This is a genomic window from Bartonella sp. AU18XJBT, assembly GCF_028618595.1.
In the GTDB taxonomy this organism is placed as follows: domain Bacteria; phylum Pseudomonadota; class Alphaproteobacteria; order Rhizobiales; family Rhizobiaceae; genus Bartonella.
Genome location: NZ_JAQITE010000015.1, coordinates 1 through 19,257, shown reverse-complemented (window position 1 = coordinate 19,257; position 19,257 = coordinate 1). Strand labels below are relative to the sequence as shown.

Below are 19,257 nucleotides of genomic sequence, written 5' to 3'. Positions count from 1 at the left end.
AGATTTTTTGAGCATTTTAATTTTCATAATGATATTAAATATAGATTTCTTTAACCAATTTATATATAATACACTTTGTATTCGAAATAAATTGGGGACGTTTTTTATGAAAACAAAATGTTTAATTGCACTATCTATTTTCACCTTCGTTACCGCTTCAACAGCGCAAGCGGCAGATACGGTAATCTTTGAGCAATCAAAACCGAAGGTTTTATTGCAAAATGATTCATCGTCACGTATCTCACCGGTTACTATTTCTGCGCCTTTTTCTTGGTCTGGTTTTTATTTTGGGGGGCAAATTGGATATTTTTCCAGTAAAAATACTCTAAATTACGCACAAGACGCTAGGGATGGAAAATGGGCTTGGGTTGATAGAACTTTATCACCGAAACCGTCAGGATTGAGAGCAGGTTTATATGCAGGTTCTAATATTGATCTAGGAGATGACCTTGTTTTTGGTTTTGATACGGACATAGTCTGGTCTGGAAAGAAAAGCACCCAAACAGACAATGGAAAAAAAATTCTACATGAATTAGACTCTATTAACATTGCCTTTAAAGAAGCTGGGATTCCTATCAAAAAACCTGCAGCTCAAGATGAAACAATACCCAACTATGGTGACATTGTTGTCAGCAGTGTAACATTGAAAGAAACATGGACTGGCGCTGCGCGCGCACGTATTGGTTTTGCTTCCCACCGTCTTATGCCTTATATTGCAGGGGGTATAACCTATACACAGATGCAATATATCATGTCACTTTTAACAAAATCACAAGAAGATTCGGCAATTTTCGCTTCTGGCAATGTGTTAGATGAGACAAAAATACTGTTTGGCTACACTGTTGGTGGTGGTTTTGATCTTGCAATGACAAATAATATCATTATGCGTACAGAATATCGTTATTCAGATTTTTTTAAAAAGAAATTTGCAAACGATAACCTTAAAATTTCTTCTCAAACGCATGATGTTCGCTTTGGTATCGCTTATAAATTCTAAGTTTTGTAGAAAAATCAAACTCTTAAAAAACCCTGTAAAAACGGGGTTTTTTAATGCCCCTTTACCCTTAAAAAGACTTCCCTTAAAAAGACGCAGTTTCTAAAAACCAGTACTAAACTAAATAGTCACAAAACAATCCTGCCTCTCTCTCTTTTAAAGCAAGCGCCTATCCTCTCACCCTTTTATGTAGTACATTTGGAATATAAAAGCTTTAGCACCACACCACTGGGCACCATCGTAAGATAAAAGAGAGCCGTTATTAAGAGATATTTCTTTAAAAGAAATATGGATATTGTGCATCAATTACAGTTTTATAGGATAATGTTGACTTGTCCTTCCCACTCTTGAAGGATAAAGTTTCTAAAAACCCCTTTCTAAAATCATGTCCGTTTGTAAAAACACAACGACTCTTAAGGACTCTTTTGGGGATCTTGGACGGGCGCCTCCTCATGGAATGCTCTTAAACCTAAAGAAAGACAAACACACTTAAAGAATATCCAACCCACACTGAAAAAAAACACTGTAACGTTTCAAGGAAGTATGCCCTATATGACCACACTTCAAATGATGACGTTTTACGACATAAAAAGAATAACGCAACAACAGCATAAAATAGCAGATTATTTCATATGTTAATTTTTAATCTCCCTCTCAAGAGAAAAAATATCTCCTTCCATTAATCCATAAACAATTCAGTTTTTTCTAAACAGTAACGCCCCTAGTCACTTCTCGCGTTTTACTTCATAAGATAACGAATCCACTCTTCGATATTTTATCCAATCCGTTCTATCAAACTTATGTAAATATAATCATTTCTGATTAAATATACTGTTGATTTCCTGCTTCTTCGAGGCGGTTTTCACCAAAGTCATAGGACATTGGACAGAGCCCTCCTCTCCACAGGCTGACACGGTGGAACTCACCGCCAAGTTTTTTAAATTAATCGCGGCATTAATGTCTCGATCATGGTGTGTACCACAATGAGAACATCTCCACTCACGTATGTTAAGAGGCAATTGTTCAATCTTACATCCGCAATGATGACAAATCTTACTGCTCGCATACCAACGATCTGCAATAACAATCTGTCGACCATAGCGTGCCGCCTTATATTCCAATTGACGGCAAAATTCGAAAAAACTTTGATCTGCAAGGGCACGCGATAAATGCCGATTTTTCAGCAAGCCTTTTACATAAAGATCTTCGAGACAAAATGTACCAAAACGCTGAATTAAATCTGTTGTAACCCTATGCAAATGATCTGTTCTGATATTGCTTATCCGTGCATGAAGCTTAGCGAGTTTTTGTTTCTCCTTATAACGATTGCTCGAGCCTTTTTGCTTACGGCTTAGCCTTCGTGATAAGCGCCGTAAACGATTGAGCAAAGCCTTATAAGGTTTAACGCCTCCTATGGTTTCTCCTGTCGAAAGCGTTGCAAGTGCATTGATGCCCAAATCAAGACCAACAATAGCTTGGTTCTCGCTTCGTGGATCTTGATTATTGGTTTCAACGCTAAGACTTACAAACCACCGATCCGCTTTACAGCTAATGGTTACTGACAAGATCTTTCCTTGAAATCGCAATTGTTCTCGCAGACCAACCCAACCAAGTTTGGGAATTCTTATCTTGGAACCTTGCAACTGTATTTGATCATTGGTCAAAGTAAAACGATCGTGCACTCCTTTCTTTCTAAAAGTGGGATATCGGCTTCTTCCTGAAAAGAAATTCTTAAAAGTCATACCCAATTGAATAATTGCCATTTGTGGAGCATTTTTAGTGACTTCCATTATCCATGGAAATTGTTCTCGTTTTAGAGAATTGAATTGTCTACGGAGCGCATAGTCATTAGGCTTTGGTAAATTATTATCTTTCTTCCATGCTTCATATTGCTGCTGCCATTCCTTCAGTGCAAAATTATAAGCAAAACGCGCGCAACCACTGGCTCGAGCCATGTAGATTCGTTGTTTATTGTTTAAGTCTAGAGCTATTTTGTAAGCAACAATCATTGCGATGCCTCTACAGCTTGACGAACATTCTCTCATAACCTTTGATTTTTTCTCGAATGACTTCCATAAAGACGAGCACTGAAGACAGTAATAATTTCTAAAATATCTTTGGCTAAATCCTCTTCAAAACTGCTTTCTTCCGCCTGATTGAGAATGACAACCTCAACTTGTTTGGCTTCACAAATGGCGAAGACCAATTCCGTACCAAAGCGCAATAAACGATCTTTATGCGCAATCACCAAACGACCTATTTCATTTTCAATGAGAGCATCCAATAAACGTTTAAGACCCCTTTTTACGATAATTCATCCCCGCTCCTAAATCAGAGATGAGTTCACAAGTCCAACCCTGGCTTGCGCAATAAAGCTCAAGAACCTATTTTTGTCGCTCTAAATTGTCTTTTTGATCATGGCTTGATACACGCACATAAGCAATGGTTTTTCTTTGTGACAGTTCTCTCGAATAAAAAATCAGATCTAAGCCTAGATAGGTCATAACGGCGATGACCTCCTGCCGTATGCTCAGCAATAATTTTACCTTCACCTTCCCAACGGCGCAAAGTGCTAATCGAAACACCCAAAACTTAAGCGGCCTTACCTATCCCAACAAATCTATCCATAATGCATATGATTACAAAGATATAAATAGATTACAAGTAAGATGTTATAACCCATTTTGCGACAGCGCCCACAAGAATATAAAATCTATAGAGCACCATTTTTACACTTCATAAAAGTGCAAGATAAAAGTGCAAGCTGGCACCATCCATCATACACTTACCCCAATGATGCCCTTGAAACAGTTCGTAAGAAGCATTTTTATTCATTTTCTGTAAAATTTCATGCCACAATAGCGCATCTAGCTTGTAACGTACAAGCGACATGATTTTGGTTAATTTACTATAAACAGGCTTAAAATAAGCAGACTTAAAATGAGAGAATCCTACGGTATTCGAGTTTTTTTATTTAACATGCAAAACATTAAACACTGTTTATTAAATCCCCCATGTTTTATAAATCCTATGTTTTTTTAAACAACGTGAGACACAATAAAAAGATAAAGGAAAACATTTATGAAGTGGTGCGGGTGGTCGGACTCGAACCGACACTCCTCTCGGAACCAGATTTTGAGTCTGGCGCGTCTACCAGTTCCACCACACCCGCACAGTACTATAAAAGACAAGGCTATAAAAGATAGACTTGTCGAGTATTCTTTTGCACTATATGAAGAAGCACAGATTCGTCAACAGAAGACTTCTCATTTTTTAAGAATTCATATCATTTTCTTATCTATTTTATGGAATATTTTCTTTATTGGATTTCTCTACCGGATTTATAGCCATCTCATTTGTAAAGTCTTTACCTCTTAAATTTATAAAAAGCCTCATGATATTAAACAAATTAAAGCTTTGGACGATTTCTTTAGCAAATCGGCGTACAGCACCACATTGGCTTGGTTTCATTGCCTTTATTGAAAGTTCTGTTTTTCCAATTCCCATAGATGTTTTATATATTCCGATGCTGCTTATCCATCAAAAGCGGGTTTATCGCTATGCTTTGATTGCGACGATCTGTTCTGTATTAGGAGGCATTGCCGGTTGGTTTATCGGACATTTTGCCTACGATACCCTTGCCAAACCCATTTTAGAACTTTACGGTAAAGTCGAAAGTTTTGAATCTCTGAAAAACAGTGCAACCCTGCAATTTCTAATCATTTTACTGATAACATCAGGTTTTTTTCATCTTCCTCCCATCAAAATTGTCACAATTTTAGCTGGTGTAATGAGCGTACGTCTTGAACTTTTCATTCTTATTTGTATTTTTTCTAGAGGCGCTCGTTTTTATCTTCTCGCGTGGCTGATTAAACATTTTGGACAAAAAGCAATGAATTTTCTAATACAGCATTTCAAATGGATTGTTCTCATTGGTTGTGTTAGTCTCCTTTTAATTTATGGGATTTTCATAGCTTTTTAAAACAAAAAGCTTTTATAAGGAACAGACTTAATGGCATGCGTTTTGTCTTCTCACCCACTTTTACACAAGCACCTTCATCTTGAACCCAGCAGAAAAGAACAAAGTTTATGGGCTTTTTTTCTCGCTTTTTGCTTGTCCGCTACAATAGGTCTTGCCCTTGGTTTTGAATATTTTGGAGGATATCTTCCTTGTGATTTATGTCTCATAGAGCGCTTTCCCTATTATGGTGCCATACCCTTTTTGCTTTTAGCAGGTTTTGGGGCATGTTTTTTTCGCATGACTGCTTGGATACAACTTTTATTTTTGTGTGTTTTTGTCTTAATGTGCATCAGCCTTGTTTTAGCTGTTTATCATGTGGGTGTTGAATATGGCTTTTGGGCTGCTCCCCTCAGCTGTGGTTTAAGCGCAGTGAGAAAAACCTCAAACATTAACCAGCTTCTCAACCAATTAAACAACATTTATCCCCCTTCTTGTTCTGAAGCATCAGCACGCTTTCTTTTTCTTTCATTTGCCGGTTGGAATGTTGTTGCTAGCCTATTTTATATGCTTATCAGTTTTTATATTACTTCAAAAGGCATTCTTTCAGTCCATAAAAAACCATAACTTAAAAACACCTATACTCTTTCAAAAAAAGACATACCTATTCTTCTTACGCCCCAGCGTAAATACGAAAGCAAAATTCTCTCTCCCCAAGCCATAAAGCCATGCTACAAGGGGGGGCGACAGAGCATACACTTTAAGAAGCTATAAAAAGCAACACTTTTGAAACAACGCAGTGCACATTTACACCCATCGGTTTTCATCTTTTAAAACGTCTCCCTAAACAAACAACATCCCAAAACAATGAAAGAAAACTCTCCTTTTCTCCTATTTCTTCTCAACCTTCCAAAATCCATGACTTTATCAATTCAACATTTTACACTTGGAACAACACACGTGTTGTAAGAGCTCTCATCTTTCTCCCCTTATTTAAAGTGTAAATCGCTCTCCCCTCTCATATCACCTTAAAACGCACAAATTATATGCTTCCCCAGAATTATTCCATGTGATGACAACCAAGACTCCAAAATTCTTCTTAAGCAATGATAAAATTGACTTCCTCCCCGCTCTTTTAAAAACGAAGATTCCCAACCAATGCCAATCTATCAAGAGTCTGAACTTTAGTAGCTTTCCCCACTGATGTGGAATCACTAATACATAATTTACTTAAATCGAAGGCTCAACAAACTTAAGAATATTCACCACACACTGAAAAAACACTTAAGCATTTCAAAAAAGCTTCGCTTTATATGACCACAGCTCAAACAATCGTATTTTACGAGATAACAAGGAAAATTCTCTAATAAACCAGAAATCAACACCTAACCGATTTCTATCTCTTCACCAATAACAATTGTTTATTACCCTAACCACATTATTTCACCAGTCACACGACCTAACATAGCTTTTGCAGATAGACTTTTCTTCCTCTTCTCCGAAAAACGATCTATGCTATTTGGGGATTTACTGCTGAATTTCTTATGCTTGCACTTTGAATGCCTTTTTTCTTACCATATAAAAGGTAGATAAAAAAATAATTCCGTTTATCAGCTTTATTTTAAAACACACCTATTTTTTAAAGGATACGTTCTCCCCTCTATCACCCCTATCGCATTCAATACACTTGTCGTTTCTAAACATGAACAACCAAACATCACAATGGAGCAATAGACATCCATCACTTTCATTGGCACTTGCATTGACAAGAGATAAACAAGAGTATTGATCATCACACACGAAGCAAAAATCTATAGCGACTACGCCATAGATTTTCGCCACGCACGGGTTATTCTTAGAGCATATTTATGATGAGATAATCATTTATGACATCCTTTTTGTTGCGCCACAAAACGGGTTTTGCTAACTAGTTTTACTATTGTGCAAATTTCTTAAGAAAAACCCTCACCCGCTCATAAATGACAAGATTTCTTTATAGAGAGAGCGTATTTATAGAGAGAACCTATGGCGTTCAGTTTTGACCTTTTCCATAACAACAATAAGTTCAAACTTTAACCAACACGACAATACGCCTATTCTAAACGATTTACGCACCACCTCATCAGCAACAGGCTGCTCCAATATCGGTGTATTTATCGGTGCACTTACTTGAGGATTTTTTGCACTTCCACGCACCGTAAAAAAAGAAAATATTTTTCTCATGTTGTATTCCATTTAAGTTGATCTGGATTTTAAAAATGCCCAAAAAAATCAAACAAAAATAGAGAGGTAAGTTACGAAAACTACAGGGTAAATTTTACTGCCCAACAACGTCTATTTTCCCCCGTCTGAACAGTCAGAGGAACACTATAAAAATTATTTTCATTGAAAAACAATTGCTTATAATCTAGGGAAGAAAAGTAAAAATCTCCCCCAGAAAAAGAGATTATCTTCGATAATTAACAAAAAAAGCAGCACAATTTTACTGATCTTTTTATTTTTTTTCTTTTGATAAAATTAATTGGCAGGTGTCTTAGGAGCCCCTCCGGTAGGTTCCCAATTAGCAACAGCCGCTAATTCCTCAATGAGCTTTTTTCTTGGTAAATTATCATCATCAACCAACTTGTACTGAACGGCATGTTCCCTAAGCCACTTTATAAGCGTTCCTTTAACAGTTTTACCACCCTCAACCTCACTCACCGCTTCCCATGCCACAACAATAGCTGCAAGCTTTGGAGCATAACGTGGATGCGTTGGATCTTGAAACGCATATTTTTGATCCTTAGTCTCAGCAGAATTATCCTCAGGGAAAAAAAGGAAGGGCACAGGCCACGCAATAAAAGCCATTCTTTTAAATCTTCAACGAGAACATATGAGGAATCTGCATCTATAAAATCCAAAAAATTATAGTACGACCATTCTATCTTTAATCGATTGCTTTTTCCTGCTTGAACGATAGCATGATAGGCTGCACGGAAATTAGCAGTTTTCTCTGATGATACGCGACGGTTACTTTCGTAAATATCACCTTTTTCTGGTTCTAATTTGTTGACAAACAAATATTTTCCTGGATTTAATCCAACTACTAAAAGCGCTGCCTGCAGTATTGTGAGTTTTTCAGAAAGTTGCCATAATTTCAAACCATCACTATTTTCCATAGAGTTCCTCTTTTTTCTGCACAACTTAATTCTTTTTTAAAAACATCAAAAACGTTTGTTAACGCGTAGAGATTATGCACTTCTCACATTTCAACTCATCCCAAACTTTAAATAAAAACACAGCACCCACACCACTGCTTGTGATACACAAGAAAATGATTTGAATTGATTTAAGATAAGAAATTTTGAAATGAGAGAATCCTACTGAATTTTGGGCTTTCATGCAAGATATCAGGCAAGTTACAAGACGATAAATGCCCCTTCATAAAGTATAAATTTTCATGCGTGATCTCAAACAATTTGATATGATAATATCTCTTCTCATTTATGCACCCCTACCCTTAAACCTGCCCCTGCAATCCCAGCACAAAAGATAATTCGTTACACGCTAAAAAATCCACCTAAATGCAAAAGCTGTAACAACGCTCAATGCGCATAAATATCATAAGAATACTGCCTTACACTTCCACACGTGGAATCGAGTAAAACTGTACAATAAAATGCCATGCCTATAATGAACCGTGCTAAAGACTGTCGTAACACTGGAAGCTAAGGTATATGATGATGCCGGCTTGCTCTTTTATGAAGTAACAAGCCGGCATCATCATTATATTTGCTAGCTCCCAATGTTGCGATAGCCCTTGGCACTTAAGACGATTCATAAGGACCATTTTTACGCCTTTCTTATACAGTTTTTACCCACATGCCAGCCCCGCTTGTGATGGCAAGCAAGTGATTTTAATTGATTCAACACGGGAGAGATTTGAAATGAAAGAATCCTACGTTATGCGGGGGGCTAATTCAATATGAATAACGCTAGATTATCATTATAAATCAATATCTTGTATGATCGTAAAGATTAAGAAGACGCAATGGAGTTTATATTATTTCATGGAAATTTTGCCGCTCTACTCTTCTATACTCTTCACGGAGTTCCCTCGCGAAATGGGCTTTTGTCTCTTGAAAAAGGACCTTTTAAAGAATCATTTCAAATTCCAAGAGCTGTTATAGTCTTTTGAACGCATAAAATGAACGATGACGCCGGCCTATTTCTTTTCCTACATTCTCAAAACATCAACACATTGAACTACTTCATTCAAACGCCCCTGTAGCAAAATAAAGCATATTTCTCTTAGTTTTTTACGCAATCATTTCTTTCATGTAACCATTCTTCTTGTTAAATCTCCTTTGCTTTCTTGACTTCCCAGCACCTTTTTTCTCAGTGCAACCTTTTTGTAATTTATCAGTTTTTAACTTTTAGATTGACTTTCAGTTTATTTTTCTTATGTTTTAGAATTATTCTAAAGTGCAAAGGAACAGAAAATGTTGAAATTGTTTTTTTCATTTGTACAACGTAAAGCTCTGTCCTTTCGTTCAGCTCAAACAATGATACTTCAAGCGCTCAAAGTAAAAGAGCAACATGCGGCGCTCTATTTAAAATATGCAAAAGCTCTAGAACCTTATTCCTCTAAAGAAGCCGCGGTTTTTACCGCCATAGGGCTTCAAGAGCTTGAAAATTATAAGCAACTTTTGTGCCTCACTTGCCATAATCGTGCAAACACTATCGGTTCATTATGTGACAAAACTTCTCTTGTGAAAAACAAGAGCCGTCATCCATCCCAAAAAACAACAGCGACAAATAACACCATAAAAAAACCTTCGAAAGCGCAAAGACAAACACTTTTGACTTGGATTCAGCCAGGTCTTGCAGGATTAATGGACGGCTCTGTCTCTACCCTTGCCCCCATTTTTGCGGCAGCTTTTGCCACAGGAGACACGCATCAAACTTTTTTGATAGGGCTCTCAGCTTCAATTGGTGCCGGACTTTCAATGGGTTTCACAGAAGCAGCCCATGATGATGGCAAATTATCAGGGCGTGGTTCGCCATTAAAAAGAGGTCTTGCCAGCGGCATTATGACAACATTGGGGGGATTAGGTCATACTCTTCCCTATTTGATCAACTCTTTTTATGTCGCAACAGTTATTGCTTTTATCATTGTTTTTTTCGAACTAGGCGCCATCGTCTGGATCCAAAACAAATTCATGTCAACTCCCTTTTGGCGCGCTTCTTTACAGGTCATCATTGGTGGTGCTCTGGTTTTTGCCACGGGTATTCTTATCGGTAGTATCTAAAAAATCTTATCTGTAACCATAATTTAGATCTCAAATAAGCGTATGTCCCTAGGTATAAGCCATCATTGCTGATACCATATTGAAAAATGCCATTGATAGTGCTTTTATGGGGTGTTGTGGAATATTCTAGATTAGCAAGCTCTGGGGACAACCTATATCCACACACCTTTATCGACTTGGTTTTATGGATATCTTTTGTTAAAGTATCATTTTCTTCTAGACCTCATATTTTGGAAATGCCTTGATCATGTCGCACACTGAAACAAACAGCCCTCTAAACAATCATCCAATCTCTTCGCAATCTCCACATGTCCAGACTTTATTTGTTCAGCGTCTTGCACACGGAGAAGGTTTAGAACTTCCTTGCTACGCGACAGCTGGTTCTGCGGGACTTGATCTACGGGCAGCAATTGGAGAAGAAGAAACGCTTGTTCTTGCCCCTGGGCAGCGGGCACTTATTCCAACAGGTCTCATTTTTCATTTATCTCTTGGGTTTGAAGCACAAATACGTCCACGCTCTGGCTTAGCCTTAAAACACGGCATCACATGCCTCAACACTCCAGGAACGATTGATAGTGACTACCGTGGTGAAGTCAAAGTCCTTCTTATCAATTTGGGTCAAGAAGACTTTTCCATCCAACGGGGAATGCGCATTGCCCAAACAGTCATCGCCCCTGTATCTCAAGTCAACGTTTGCGCCATTGAACCAGAGCAAAATACCCAAAGTCATAACGAAAGCCGTGGAACAGGAGGTTTTGGTTCAACGGGGCACACTTAAGAAGCTCTGAAAAATCGCTACTCTCAAAATATAACACACACACTTATTCCAATCATTCTTTCACTTGAAGCCCCTTGGGCTTTTAAATTGCAGAAGGAATGCGCATTTGCTTTCAAAGTTCTTTCACTAAACGCCCCTCTAAACAATCATCCCGTCTCTTCGCAATCTTCACATGCCAAACTTTATCCGTTTAGCATCGCACGCTTGCAACAAGAAAGCTTCCTCACTACGCGATAGAAGGTTCTACGGGTCTTGGACTTACAAGCAACAATTGGCAAAGAAACGCTTGTTCTTGCCCCTGGGCAGCGGGCACTTATTCCAACAGGTCTCATTTTTCATTTATCTCTTGGGTTTGAAGCACGCCATCCATCCACGCTCTGGCTTAGCCTTAAAACACGGGCATCACATGCCTCAACACTCCAGGAACGATTGAGTGTGACTATCCGGAAGTGAAGTCAAAGTCCTTCTTATCAATTTGGGTCAAGAAGACTTTTCCATTTAAACGAGGAATGCGCATTGCCCAAACAGTCATCGCCCCTGTATCCCAAATCAACGTTTGCGCCATTGAACCAGAGCAAAATACCCAAAGCCATAACGAGAGCCGTGGAACAGGAGGTTTTGGTTCAACGGGGAACACTTAAGAAGCTCTGAAAAATCGCTACCCTTAAAATATAACACACACACTTATTCCAATCACTCTTTCACTTAAAACCCCTTGGGCTTTTAAAGTGCAGGAGAAATGCGCATTTGCTTTCAAAGTTCTTTCACTAAACGCCCCTCTAAACAATCATCCCTCAATTACGTTTTTTGCACTATACAAAACTGCGTTATCACCCGACACCCCTCTCCCATAACAAAAACATTGGCATTAACCATTGAAAGCTCACACACCGCTTGTAATGTCGACAATCTGTATATCATATTGATGTATAATAATAATTAATTGTCTTGCACCTTAAATGAGAAATATCAATATTGTAAGATTGTTTCATTGCAAATCTATTTATATTAAATCAATCAAAAGCATATCTCTCACGTTCAAAATGTGGCTAGCATGTAGATAAAAACTGGAAAAATGCCTATAATGAATAGCACTGTCACAACATTGGGAAAAAGTATAAATACGATAATGGTGCTCGCTTGCTCTTTTGTTAAGCGTAAAGATAGTGAAGTTCAATAGATTTTTTATTATTTTACGAGGGCTTTACTGTCATACCATTTATGGAGAGTGTGTACTCTTCTGAACACCGTCGCAAAAAGAGCTTTAAGATACCCTAAGACACACAACAATCACCCTTGCTGTTTTTCTTGATCGCACCTCTTGAGGCAAGATTAGTAGAGCTTAATCCGACAAAACCGATTTAATAGACCAATCCCCCGCGTAATATCAAACCCATGCGTATTTGGTTTAATCAACCCACGAGAAAACCCCTCATCAATTTCACTCTACGACTTTAAGTAATGTGCTTTGCTTCCCGCAACAAAGGCTGTTTTTTATCACTGGTCAGAGGCATCGGCTGGAATATTAGCGTTTACCGCAGTACCCGTTGTTACGGCGTCCACATGCCCCACAACGTTACCAGCCGCGCTACCAGCCACTCCATTGACAGCAGCGTCCGCTACCCCTGTTGTTTTATTATTGAGCTCACCTCTTGAGACAAGATTGGTAGCGTTTTGCAATCCTACAAGACCGATTTTATTATATCCAGCCATGCGTATTTGATTTAATAAATCGATGACAGTACCATAATCAATTTCGCTATCCGCTTTGATTAAAATTTTTGTCTCTAAATTTTGCGTAGTTTCTCGTAACAAAGCGTCTTTTAAAGCAGCTTGTTCTACAAGATGATCACCAATGTAAAGAGAACGATCTTTTTGCAACGTAACATAAAGAGGTTCATCAGACTGAACCGCTGAAGGTACTTGAGTTATCGAAGGAAGCTGAACGGGAATGACAGATGTTGCTAAAGGTGCAGCAACCATAAAAACAATAAGCAACACCAATACAACATCAATAAAAGGGGTCACATTGATTTCACTTTGCAACCCACTCTCATCTGTATCCCAATCATTATTAAGGCTTGCGTTCATTTTTTACGACTTTTCTGTTGTCTTTGTCTATCAAGTTCACGGCTCAAGAGTCTTTCAAGAGCCGCAGCGATATCGCCTAAATCATTACGATAACCACTCAAAGCACGCATAAGGCTATTATACATAACAACGGCAGGAATAGCTACAAAAAGCCCCATAGCCGTTGCGAATAAGGCTTCAGCAATCCCAGGCGCCACCACATCAAGTCGCGTTGTCTGAGACTGAGCAATCCCAATAAAAGAGTTCATAATTCCCCAAACAGTTGCAAAAAGACCAACAAAAGGAGCAATTGCACCAATGGTTGCAAGAACAGCGCTTCCACATGCAACACGGCGTGTAGCAGCCAACAAGCAGCGTGACAAAAGCGAATGAACCCTTTCTTTTAAACCTTCATGAACATCGCGAGCCTTAGCATCGCGAACATCGCGGGAAACATCTTCATATTGATTGCTCTCCTCATAAAAGAGAATATCTTCAATCGTTTGTGCACTTTCCCCTGCACTGTTTTTTTCACCAGAGCTTTCGTTTATCCCTTCAGGAGCAGAAAAATGAACCTGTTGTGTAGAAAGATACACCTCTTTAAGGACTTCTTTGAGAAAAAACACACCAGCCCCTTTACTTTCTTTCAAGCTAGCTGCCAAACGCGTAAGGGTCTGAGCATTAAGAACCAATTGAAGTTCATGACGTACTCTTCGTTTTGCTAAAGTGATCTCAATAATTTTTACAAAAGCAATTGTCCAAGACATAAGAGAGGCAAGTAACAAAATAATGATAACAGCTTTTACCACCCAATCAGCAGCCATAAACATAGAAAAAGGAGAAAAATCATGCGCTGTCACTACAGCAGACATATTATCTAAAGGGACTGTTTTATCTAAAGGGACTGTTTCAGATTCCATTTTTATCTCACATTCTTCTAGTCTTATCTTTTGTATGAGCTGGATCGTCACCCCGCATAGCATCACTGTTCCACAATGCCACTACCCTTTTAACGTCACTTTCGCATTTCTCTTAAGAAAGAAAACTTGATAAATCAAGTATAGTTTTATTCCACAAGCTCTCTCTTATTCTAAAGAAATCACTCAAGAAATTTTCTCTAACAATTCAACAAGTTTCTCTTACCTAATCAATTTATTGCATAAATTAGGCAAAATGATAAACTTACAAGAAATATCGCATATAATATTTTCATTTATAAGAATAATTTATCATCGTTCCTGTTGAATAAATCCCTCATATCGCCAAGCTTCTCTCATTTCAGCAGCTCTTTTAAATCCGACAAAATATTTGCTTACATGGAATAAGCAGTAAAAATATCATAAAATTCTTGGAGAAAAGGATATGCACATCTCTAATAACCCATGCACTAAAATACCTTCTATCCGAAAATAAAAATATACTTTACATTTTCAGCATCTTAAACTGACCAAAAGTATAAAGTATAATGGGAGAGCACGTGTTGCCCCCAAATACACAAAGAGCAAAGAACAGCAATATCATTTTCTTTTTCTTCTGCAAAAGCATAAAAATGACATTACTTCTGCCGCAAAATCACAATAACCATGTTTTTTATCTGTCACAAGCCTAAAAAATAAGCCTCAACACGCTTAAAAAAAACTTTTATAAAAAAACTGCGCCATGAGAAACTGAAGAATGGTGCTAAATTCCTGCAAAAGCATAAGACAATTTTCAACCGATGTGATTCTTTACGAACAGAGCATATTGTATAGGCGAGATTTATTTTATCAAAAACAATTTTAAATTCGACAAAATGAAAGGAACCAAAAAAAACTTTTGGCGTTACTCAAGCAGTGAAAATTTTCACTCCAATGCAAATGATCACTATGAACACACCAATACAAATATAATGAATCAAGAGGGAAAAATATCATGGCCCATAATAAAACAACACAGCACGATAAAACAGCCGTAGAAAAAGACCTACAAGGACAATTAGAAAAGTTACGCACTGAAGTTTCAGGGATTACCTCAACTCTAACAGACCTTGGTGCAAACAAATTTAACGCCGCCAAAGACAAAGCGGAAAAACTATATCACTCAGCGAAAGAAAGTGGTGAAGACATGATGTCTCAAGCAAAAGAAAAAATCAGTGATCTTGAAAAAACCATGAATCAATGCGTTCGCAAAAATCCTGGCAAAAGCGTTTTGTTTGCCGCAGGGGTTGGTTTTATTCTTTCTCAATTACTGCGTCGTTAAGCAATGCATAAATTTATCGCTCCTCTTTTAAACCATCTTGTCGGTGGAGGGCTTAAAAGCACAGTCAAGCAAGTACGCCTTCAAGCAATTTGCTATGGGTTTATTGGCATTTCATTCTTCATGTCTTTGCTTTTTTTATGTATCATCGGTTTTATTGCGTTATGTTCTGTTATGAAGCCTCTTACCGCTGCTAGTATCATGTTTTTAATTTGTCTTTCTCTTGCGGGATTAGGTCTTATTATCAGTCGGGTTTTCAAGGCTTATCAACGCTATGACCAACAAAAAAAGACAGAAGAACAACGCCATAAACTAATGACAGATGCGACCGTTTCCAGCCTTGCTGCTCTCAGTCAACATCTCCCTTTTGCCAAATTGGGTGTTCCCATTCTCGGACTTGCAACTTATTTTCTGTGGAAAAAAGATAAAAAAGACCGCTTTTCAGAGTAAAATATGTAAAGCTGTCACTCTAAATCCCCCTCTCAATGTGCTTTCTTTTATAGCGAAAGAAAGCACATTTTTTCCTCATAGTCTCTTTAGCTTCTCCAAGTTTCTGCCCCCCCCTTCATTTTGGTTAAAAATTCCATAGAACCAATTAAATCTCTATCAGATTTCGCCCCATGTTTCATAAACATAGCAACATGAGGCAATGCTTGCATTAAAAATTCTGGTTTGATTTGAAGCCATTTATTGTTTTTTGAAGATAAGGATAGTTCGTTTTTACCTTTCTCTATATTTTCATAAGCAATTTTTTCATGACCAAAGGTCACATCATCGATTTGAATTTATAAAGCAAAAATATTCCCCGTATGAAAATTCTTTTTCAAAAAAAACTGAAATTTTTACCGATAAGAAAGTTGTAAAAACGTCCATTATACAACAAAAGTTTATCAACTCTGATACGAATAGAACAGAGGACATACCTACAATTTACGTCACAGAAAAAATAACGAAAGAAAATTTTATAGAAATATTTGCTGATGGCATTCAAGCAATTTTTAATTTATCTCGTACAGGCCATCGTGCTTTGATAATAGTTTTAGAAGAATATCAATCTAATAAATCAACAAACGAAGACCACAGTAGCGTTACCCTAATTTGGTTTGATGGGGGTATAAATGGAAAAAAAGCGCGATATGGTCGACAGAACTTTTCACCACGGTTTAAGAGAACTTATACAAAAAGGAATTTTGAAACCAAAATTGCCTAATCAATACTGGGTGAATCCTATTCTGTTCTTCAAAGAAGAAAAAGTTGCTTTTATGAAAGAATATCAAATAGAATCATCTTCTACCAAACCAGATATTTCATCCGTTGAACATCAAACAGATCTTGAAAATTTTATAACAAAATAACCTGTATCATTTATCGTACTGTGTATATTTTAGAGCATCTTGATTTAAGCGCGTGAGGGAAAAATAATGTCAAAATCACAAATAAGCAAAGAGGCGCTCGTCCTTTTGCTTTTATGGCTTCGTGGTCCTTTAAGATTGATACTAAGCCTTATAGTGATTATGGGTTTTTTAGGATTATTTACAGTACCTATTATGATATTATCAATAGATTGGTCAAAAGCACTAATCAACATTACAATTTGTTCGTTTATATTAGGTTTTGGCTCTTTCCTTATCATTTTTTATTATGATAGACTTATAAGATATTTACAATAAACTGTTCACGTATTTTTCCATTAATAATACTAATAAAAAACAAAAGATCACGATCATTAAATCTGTATTCCGATATAATTGATGAGATTAATACATATAATTTTTAAAGAGGGAAAAAATGAAAAAATTTATTTTAATATGCTTGGCTCTATTGACTATAGGATTGAGTATTACAGGTTGTGGTAAAAGTGAAGAGGAAAAACGTAGGGCCCAACAAGAAGAACAAGCTAAAAAGTTTTTTGAAACAAAATCGCCAGATACAGATCATGGACATGTATATTAAAAAATGTGAGTTATCAATCTCTACCTAAAAGAGTATTTTGTGTAACCACACCCGACAACGTCATTATACACTTTAACACGTATAAAAGACAGTCAGTTTTAAAAACTTTGGAAAGGCTGTTTCATAACCTATCCGCTTAACGCTAAGTATTTATATAAAAAAATACCCATTATTATCTTTTCTTGTCTTTTTTATAATATTTTCAAATATATAGCACTTAAAATACCTTATTATTTTCATCACTTTCTTTTGACTTATCCCCTATAAGCTTTCTCTTTAATCATGATCTCAAAGCCGCGTGAGAAAAGAACAAGACAAGCCTTTTTGGTTATTGATCAAAGGGCACACGTGCGCCTAACGATCGCTTTTACAGGATTTTCCAGCCTTTAAAACTTAAGGCTTTGAGCCTTCTCATTTAAACGCAGGTTTGATGTCATGATTTTGGGGGGCGATTATTAAGAGTTTGAGAAGCGAAGAGCTTTTCATTTAAAAAGCAAAGCGAAATGACATATAGGAAACGAAATGCGCTCTCCTATTGCACTGACCAACAGCAAACTTTAAACACAACAATTTTCCATGAAGAGAGTTGTCCACCAAGCCCTATGTGGCTTGTGGTTAACTTTTCCCTGATAAAGCCCGCAGTAGAATATTATCTTGATTTTTAAATAGCGCTTAAGAGGACGCTTTATCAATAATGGTCAATATTAATTATGGTCAATGGGATTATAGCTCCCGTGATCTCTTCGCCAATCTTCTGGTTGTTGAAATTTGCTCGACCACAAGCCATTTTGTGCTTTTTGAGCAGCCGATTGTAGGGTTTTATAGTCTGCTGGTGAGGGAAAGTGATGCTGATCTTTTGTCAACACCATCAACCCTTCTGCAAGCCCCAAACGTGCCAGATCAACCCCATCCACAAAACATTGTGCATAATGAACCTGTTGAATGACACGTGCTTGCCGACAAGTAACCTTTTTATCGATTGTTTTTGAAACAAGCCAAGCAGTAACAAAAGCCCCGCACGGCCACTTAACGCCATTGCGTGAAGCAAATTGCCTCATTTCGCAGCTTTCCACACCATATAAGCGGATATCACGGACAATCTTTTTTCTCCATCCATCATCCACGGGTGTGATCATTTTAAAGGTCACACCACTTGTGACCTGAATAGCACCGGAATAAACCGGCACATTTTCTTCATAAAATTGTGATGCGATTGGTTCTGAATGTAATACCACATTTTGTTGGTTTGCATCTTGTTGATTTGCATAATCTATCAATTGTGACTTTGGATTTTGAATGGGATTTTCTACTGTCTTTTCTGATCCTTTTAAAGGAGAAGTTTGAGTAAGTTGTTCATTATTTTTACTTAAATAAAAGTATCCAAAAATAATAATACAAATTAAGACAATATATTTAGGCGCTGCTCTAAGATGTTTTAAAAGTATCATTTTGAATATTACTATATTTTTTGTTCATTAAATAATAAAATATTAAATAGTGTTAATTTATCGATAGAAAAATTTATTTTTTTCATTTATATGATTCCTGATTAATATTTCGAATATTAATTTTACGATCAACTTAAAACATAAAGCGGGGAAATTTTCATGAAAAACATGAATAATTTGTTCAGTTGTAAACATACATTACAAAAAACTACTCTATCCAACACACAAAAGAAATGGCTAACAGCAGCATTGATGCTGTTTATTGCCTTCATGGCACTCAGTGAACCAGCATTTGCAGATGGCGGCTTCGGAAAAGTTGAAACTGCTCTTCAAAAAATAATCACGGCTTTAACAGGACCAATTGCAAAATCAATTGCAACCATTGCCGTTGCGGGTATTGGGCTTGCATGGATTGCTGGTTATGTTGAAATGCGTAAAGCTTTCTTTGTTTGTATTGGCATCGGCATTATCTTTGGTGCACCACAAATCGCATCAATGTTTTACAGTTAAACGTTGTCTTTCAAAGCCAT

General features: G+C 37.2%; 20 protein-coding genes, 1 tRNA gene and 1 pseudogene. 12 read left to right on the top strand and 10 right to left on the bottom strand.

Annotation, left to right across the window (positions count from 1 at the left end):
* Nucleotides 1-106 precede the first annotated feature (106 nt).
* Entirely contained in the window at nt 107-997 is an 891-nt protein-coding gene (locus PVV60_RS05620; RefSeq protein WP_273723732.1) for an outer membrane protein, read from the top strand.
* Between the two features lie 809 nt (nt 998-1,806).
* On the opposite strand, the gene PVV60_RS05615 is transcribed toward PVV60_RS05620, so the two are convergent.
* The 3 genes and pseudogenes from PVV60_RS05615 to PVV60_RS05605 all read right to left on the bottom strand — a co-directional run bounded on the left by PVV60_RS05615 (nt 1,807) and on the right by PVV60_RS05605 (nt 4,166).
* The gene (locus tag PVV60_RS05615) at nt 1,807-3,003 is read right to left on the bottom strand and encodes an RNA-guided endonuclease TnpB family protein (RefSeq protein WP_273723731.1); all 1,197 of its coding nucleotides are present in this window, start codon (nt 3,001-3,003) and stop codon (nt 1,807-1,809) included.
* 32 nt (nt 3,004-3,035) lie between these two features.
* Nucleotides 3,036-3,583 (bottom strand): annotated as a pseudogene (locus PVV60_RS05610) (IS607 family transposase).
* 498 nt (nt 3,584-4,081) lie between these two features.
* Nucleotides 4,082-4,166: transfer RNA gene (locus PVV60_RS05605), tRNA-Leu, on the bottom strand.
* Nucleotides 4,167-4,388: 222 nt separating this feature from the next.
* On the opposite strand from PVV60_RS05605, the gene PVV60_RS05600 reads away from it, so the two are divergent.
* On the top strand, nt 4,389-4,976 hold the full coding sequence (locus PVV60_RS05600; protein WP_273723730.1) for a YqaA family protein: 588 nt from the start codon (nt 4,389-4,391) through the stop codon (nt 4,974-4,976).
* Between the two features lie 30 nt (nt 4,977-5,006).
* Nucleotides 5,007-5,579: a disulfide bond formation protein B gene (locus tag PVV60_RS05595; RefSeq protein ID WP_273723729.1), complete on the top strand. Its 573-nt coding sequence runs from the start codon at nt 5,007-5,009 to the stop codon at nt 5,577-5,579.
* A 1,383-nt stretch (nt 5,580-6,962) separates the two neighbouring features.
* Here the strand turns inward: PVV60_RS05595 and PVV60_RS05590 are convergent.
* From PVV60_RS05590 to PVV60_RS05580, 3 genes are all read right to left on the bottom strand, one after another.
* Nucleotides 6,963-7,175: a hypothetical protein gene (locus PVV60_RS05590; RefSeq protein WP_273723728.1), complete on the bottom strand. Its 213-nt coding sequence runs from the start codon at nt 7,173-7,175 to the stop codon at nt 6,963-6,965.
* A 294-nt stretch (nt 7,176-7,469) separates the two neighbouring features.
* Nucleotides 7,470-7,652 (bottom strand): hypothetical protein, encoded by a 183-nt coding sequence (locus PVV60_RS05585; protein ID WP_273723727.1) that lies wholly within the window; start codon nt 7,650-7,652, stop codon nt 7,470-7,472.
* The gene (locus tag PVV60_RS05580; protein WP_273723726.1) at nt 7,649-8,110 is read right to left on the bottom strand and encodes a hypothetical protein; all 462 of its coding nucleotides are present in this window, start codon (nt 8,108-8,110) and stop codon (nt 7,649-7,651) included. Before PVV60_RS05580 ends, PVV60_RS05585 begins: the two co-directional genes overlap by 4 nt.
* 1,323 nt (nt 8,111-9,433) lie before the next feature.
* Here PVV60_RS05580 and PVV60_RS05575 point away from each other — a divergent pair.
* From PVV60_RS05575 to PVV60_RS10840, 4 genes are all read left to right on the top strand, one after another.
* Nucleotides 9,434-10,243, top strand: a complete 810-nt coding sequence (locus tag PVV60_RS05575) for a VIT1/CCC1 transporter family protein (protein WP_273723725.1) — start codon at nt 9,434-9,436, stop codon at nt 10,241-10,243.
* A 247-nt stretch (nt 10,244-10,490) separates the two neighbouring features.
* Complete coding sequence (dut, locus tag PVV60_RS05570) at nt 10,491-11,021, top strand: dUTP diphosphatase (RefSeq protein ID WP_273723724.1); 531 nt, start codon at nt 10,491-10,493, stop codon at nt 11,019-11,021.
* A 252-nt stretch (nt 11,022-11,273) separates the two neighbouring features.
* The gene (locus tag PVV60_RS10845; protein WP_404977298.1) at nt 11,274-11,474 is read left to right on the top strand and encodes a hypothetical protein; all 201 of its coding nucleotides are present in this window, start codon (nt 11,274-11,276) and stop codon (nt 11,472-11,474) included.
* Nucleotides 11,471-11,662 carry a hypothetical protein gene (locus tag PVV60_RS10840; protein WP_404977297.1) on the top strand — a complete coding sequence of 64 codons (192 nt, stop codon included), beginning with the start codon at nt 11,471-11,473 and terminating at the stop codon, nt 11,660-11,662. Before PVV60_RS10845 ends, PVV60_RS10840 begins: the two co-directional genes overlap by 4 nt.
* Nucleotides 11,663-12,518: 856 nt before the next feature.
* On the opposite strand, the gene PVV60_RS05560 is transcribed toward PVV60_RS10840, so the two are convergent.
* Together PVV60_RS05560 and PVV60_RS05555 are read right to left on the bottom strand one after the other, a co-directional pair.
* Nucleotides 12,519-13,112: a biopolymer transporter ExbD gene (locus tag PVV60_RS05560; RefSeq protein ID WP_273723723.1), complete on the bottom strand. Its 594-nt coding sequence runs from the start codon at nt 13,110-13,112 to the stop codon at nt 12,519-12,521.
* On the bottom strand, nt 13,109-14,011 hold the full coding sequence (locus PVV60_RS05555) for a MotA/TolQ/ExbB proton channel family protein (RefSeq protein WP_273723722.1): 903 nt from the start codon (nt 14,009-14,011) through the stop codon (nt 13,109-13,111). The genes PVV60_RS05560 and PVV60_RS05555 overlap by 4 nt, the downstream gene beginning before the upstream one ends.
* A 991-nt stretch (nt 14,012-15,002) precedes the next feature.
* Here PVV60_RS05555 and PVV60_RS05550 point away from each other — a divergent pair.
* Nucleotides 15,003-15,329: a YqjD family protein gene (locus PVV60_RS05550; RefSeq protein ID WP_273723721.1), complete on the top strand. Its 327-nt coding sequence runs from the start codon at nt 15,003-15,005 to the stop codon at nt 15,327-15,329.
* Between the two features lie 3 nt (nt 15,330-15,332).
* Entirely contained in the window at nt 15,333-15,776 is a 444-nt protein-coding gene (locus tag PVV60_RS05545; protein ID WP_273723720.1) for a hypothetical protein, read from the top strand.
* Between the two features lie 86 nt (nt 15,777-15,862).
* Here PVV60_RS05545 and PVV60_RS05540 read toward each other — a convergent pair whose 3' ends face one another.
* Nucleotides 15,863-16,096, bottom strand: a complete 234-nt coding sequence (locus PVV60_RS05540) for a hypothetical protein (protein WP_273723719.1) — start codon at nt 16,094-16,096, stop codon at nt 15,863-15,865.
* 348 nt (nt 16,097-16,444) lie between these two features.
* On the opposite strand from PVV60_RS05540, the gene PVV60_RS05535 reads away from it, so the two are divergent.
* Both PVV60_RS05535 and PVV60_RS05530 read left to right on the top strand, forming a co-directional pair.
* Complete coding sequence (locus tag PVV60_RS05535; protein WP_273723718.1) at nt 16,445-16,681, top strand: hypothetical protein; 237 nt, start codon at nt 16,445-16,447, stop codon at nt 16,679-16,681.
* 433 nt (nt 16,682-17,114) lie between these two features.
* Nucleotides 17,115-17,279 carry a hypothetical protein gene (locus tag PVV60_RS05530; RefSeq protein WP_273723717.1) on the top strand — a complete coding sequence of 55 codons (165 nt, stop codon included), beginning with the start codon at nt 17,115-17,117 and terminating at the stop codon, nt 17,277-17,279.
* Nucleotides 17,280-17,983: 704 nt separating this feature from the next.
* Here the strand turns inward: PVV60_RS05530 and PVV60_RS05525 are convergent.
* Nucleotides 17,984-18,727, bottom strand: a complete 744-nt coding sequence (locus PVV60_RS05525; protein ID WP_273723716.1) for a nuclease — start codon at nt 18,725-18,727, stop codon at nt 17,984-17,986.
* A gap of 159 nt (nt 18,728-18,886) precedes the next feature.
* Here PVV60_RS05525 and PVV60_RS05520 point away from each other — a divergent pair, with 159 nt between their 5' ends.
* Nucleotides 18,887-19,237 carry a TrbC/VirB2 family protein gene (locus PVV60_RS05520; protein WP_273723715.1) on the top strand — a complete coding sequence of 117 codons (351 nt, stop codon included), beginning with the start codon at nt 18,887-18,889 and terminating at the stop codon, nt 19,235-19,237.
* Nucleotides 19,238-19,257: the final 20 nt, after the last annotated feature.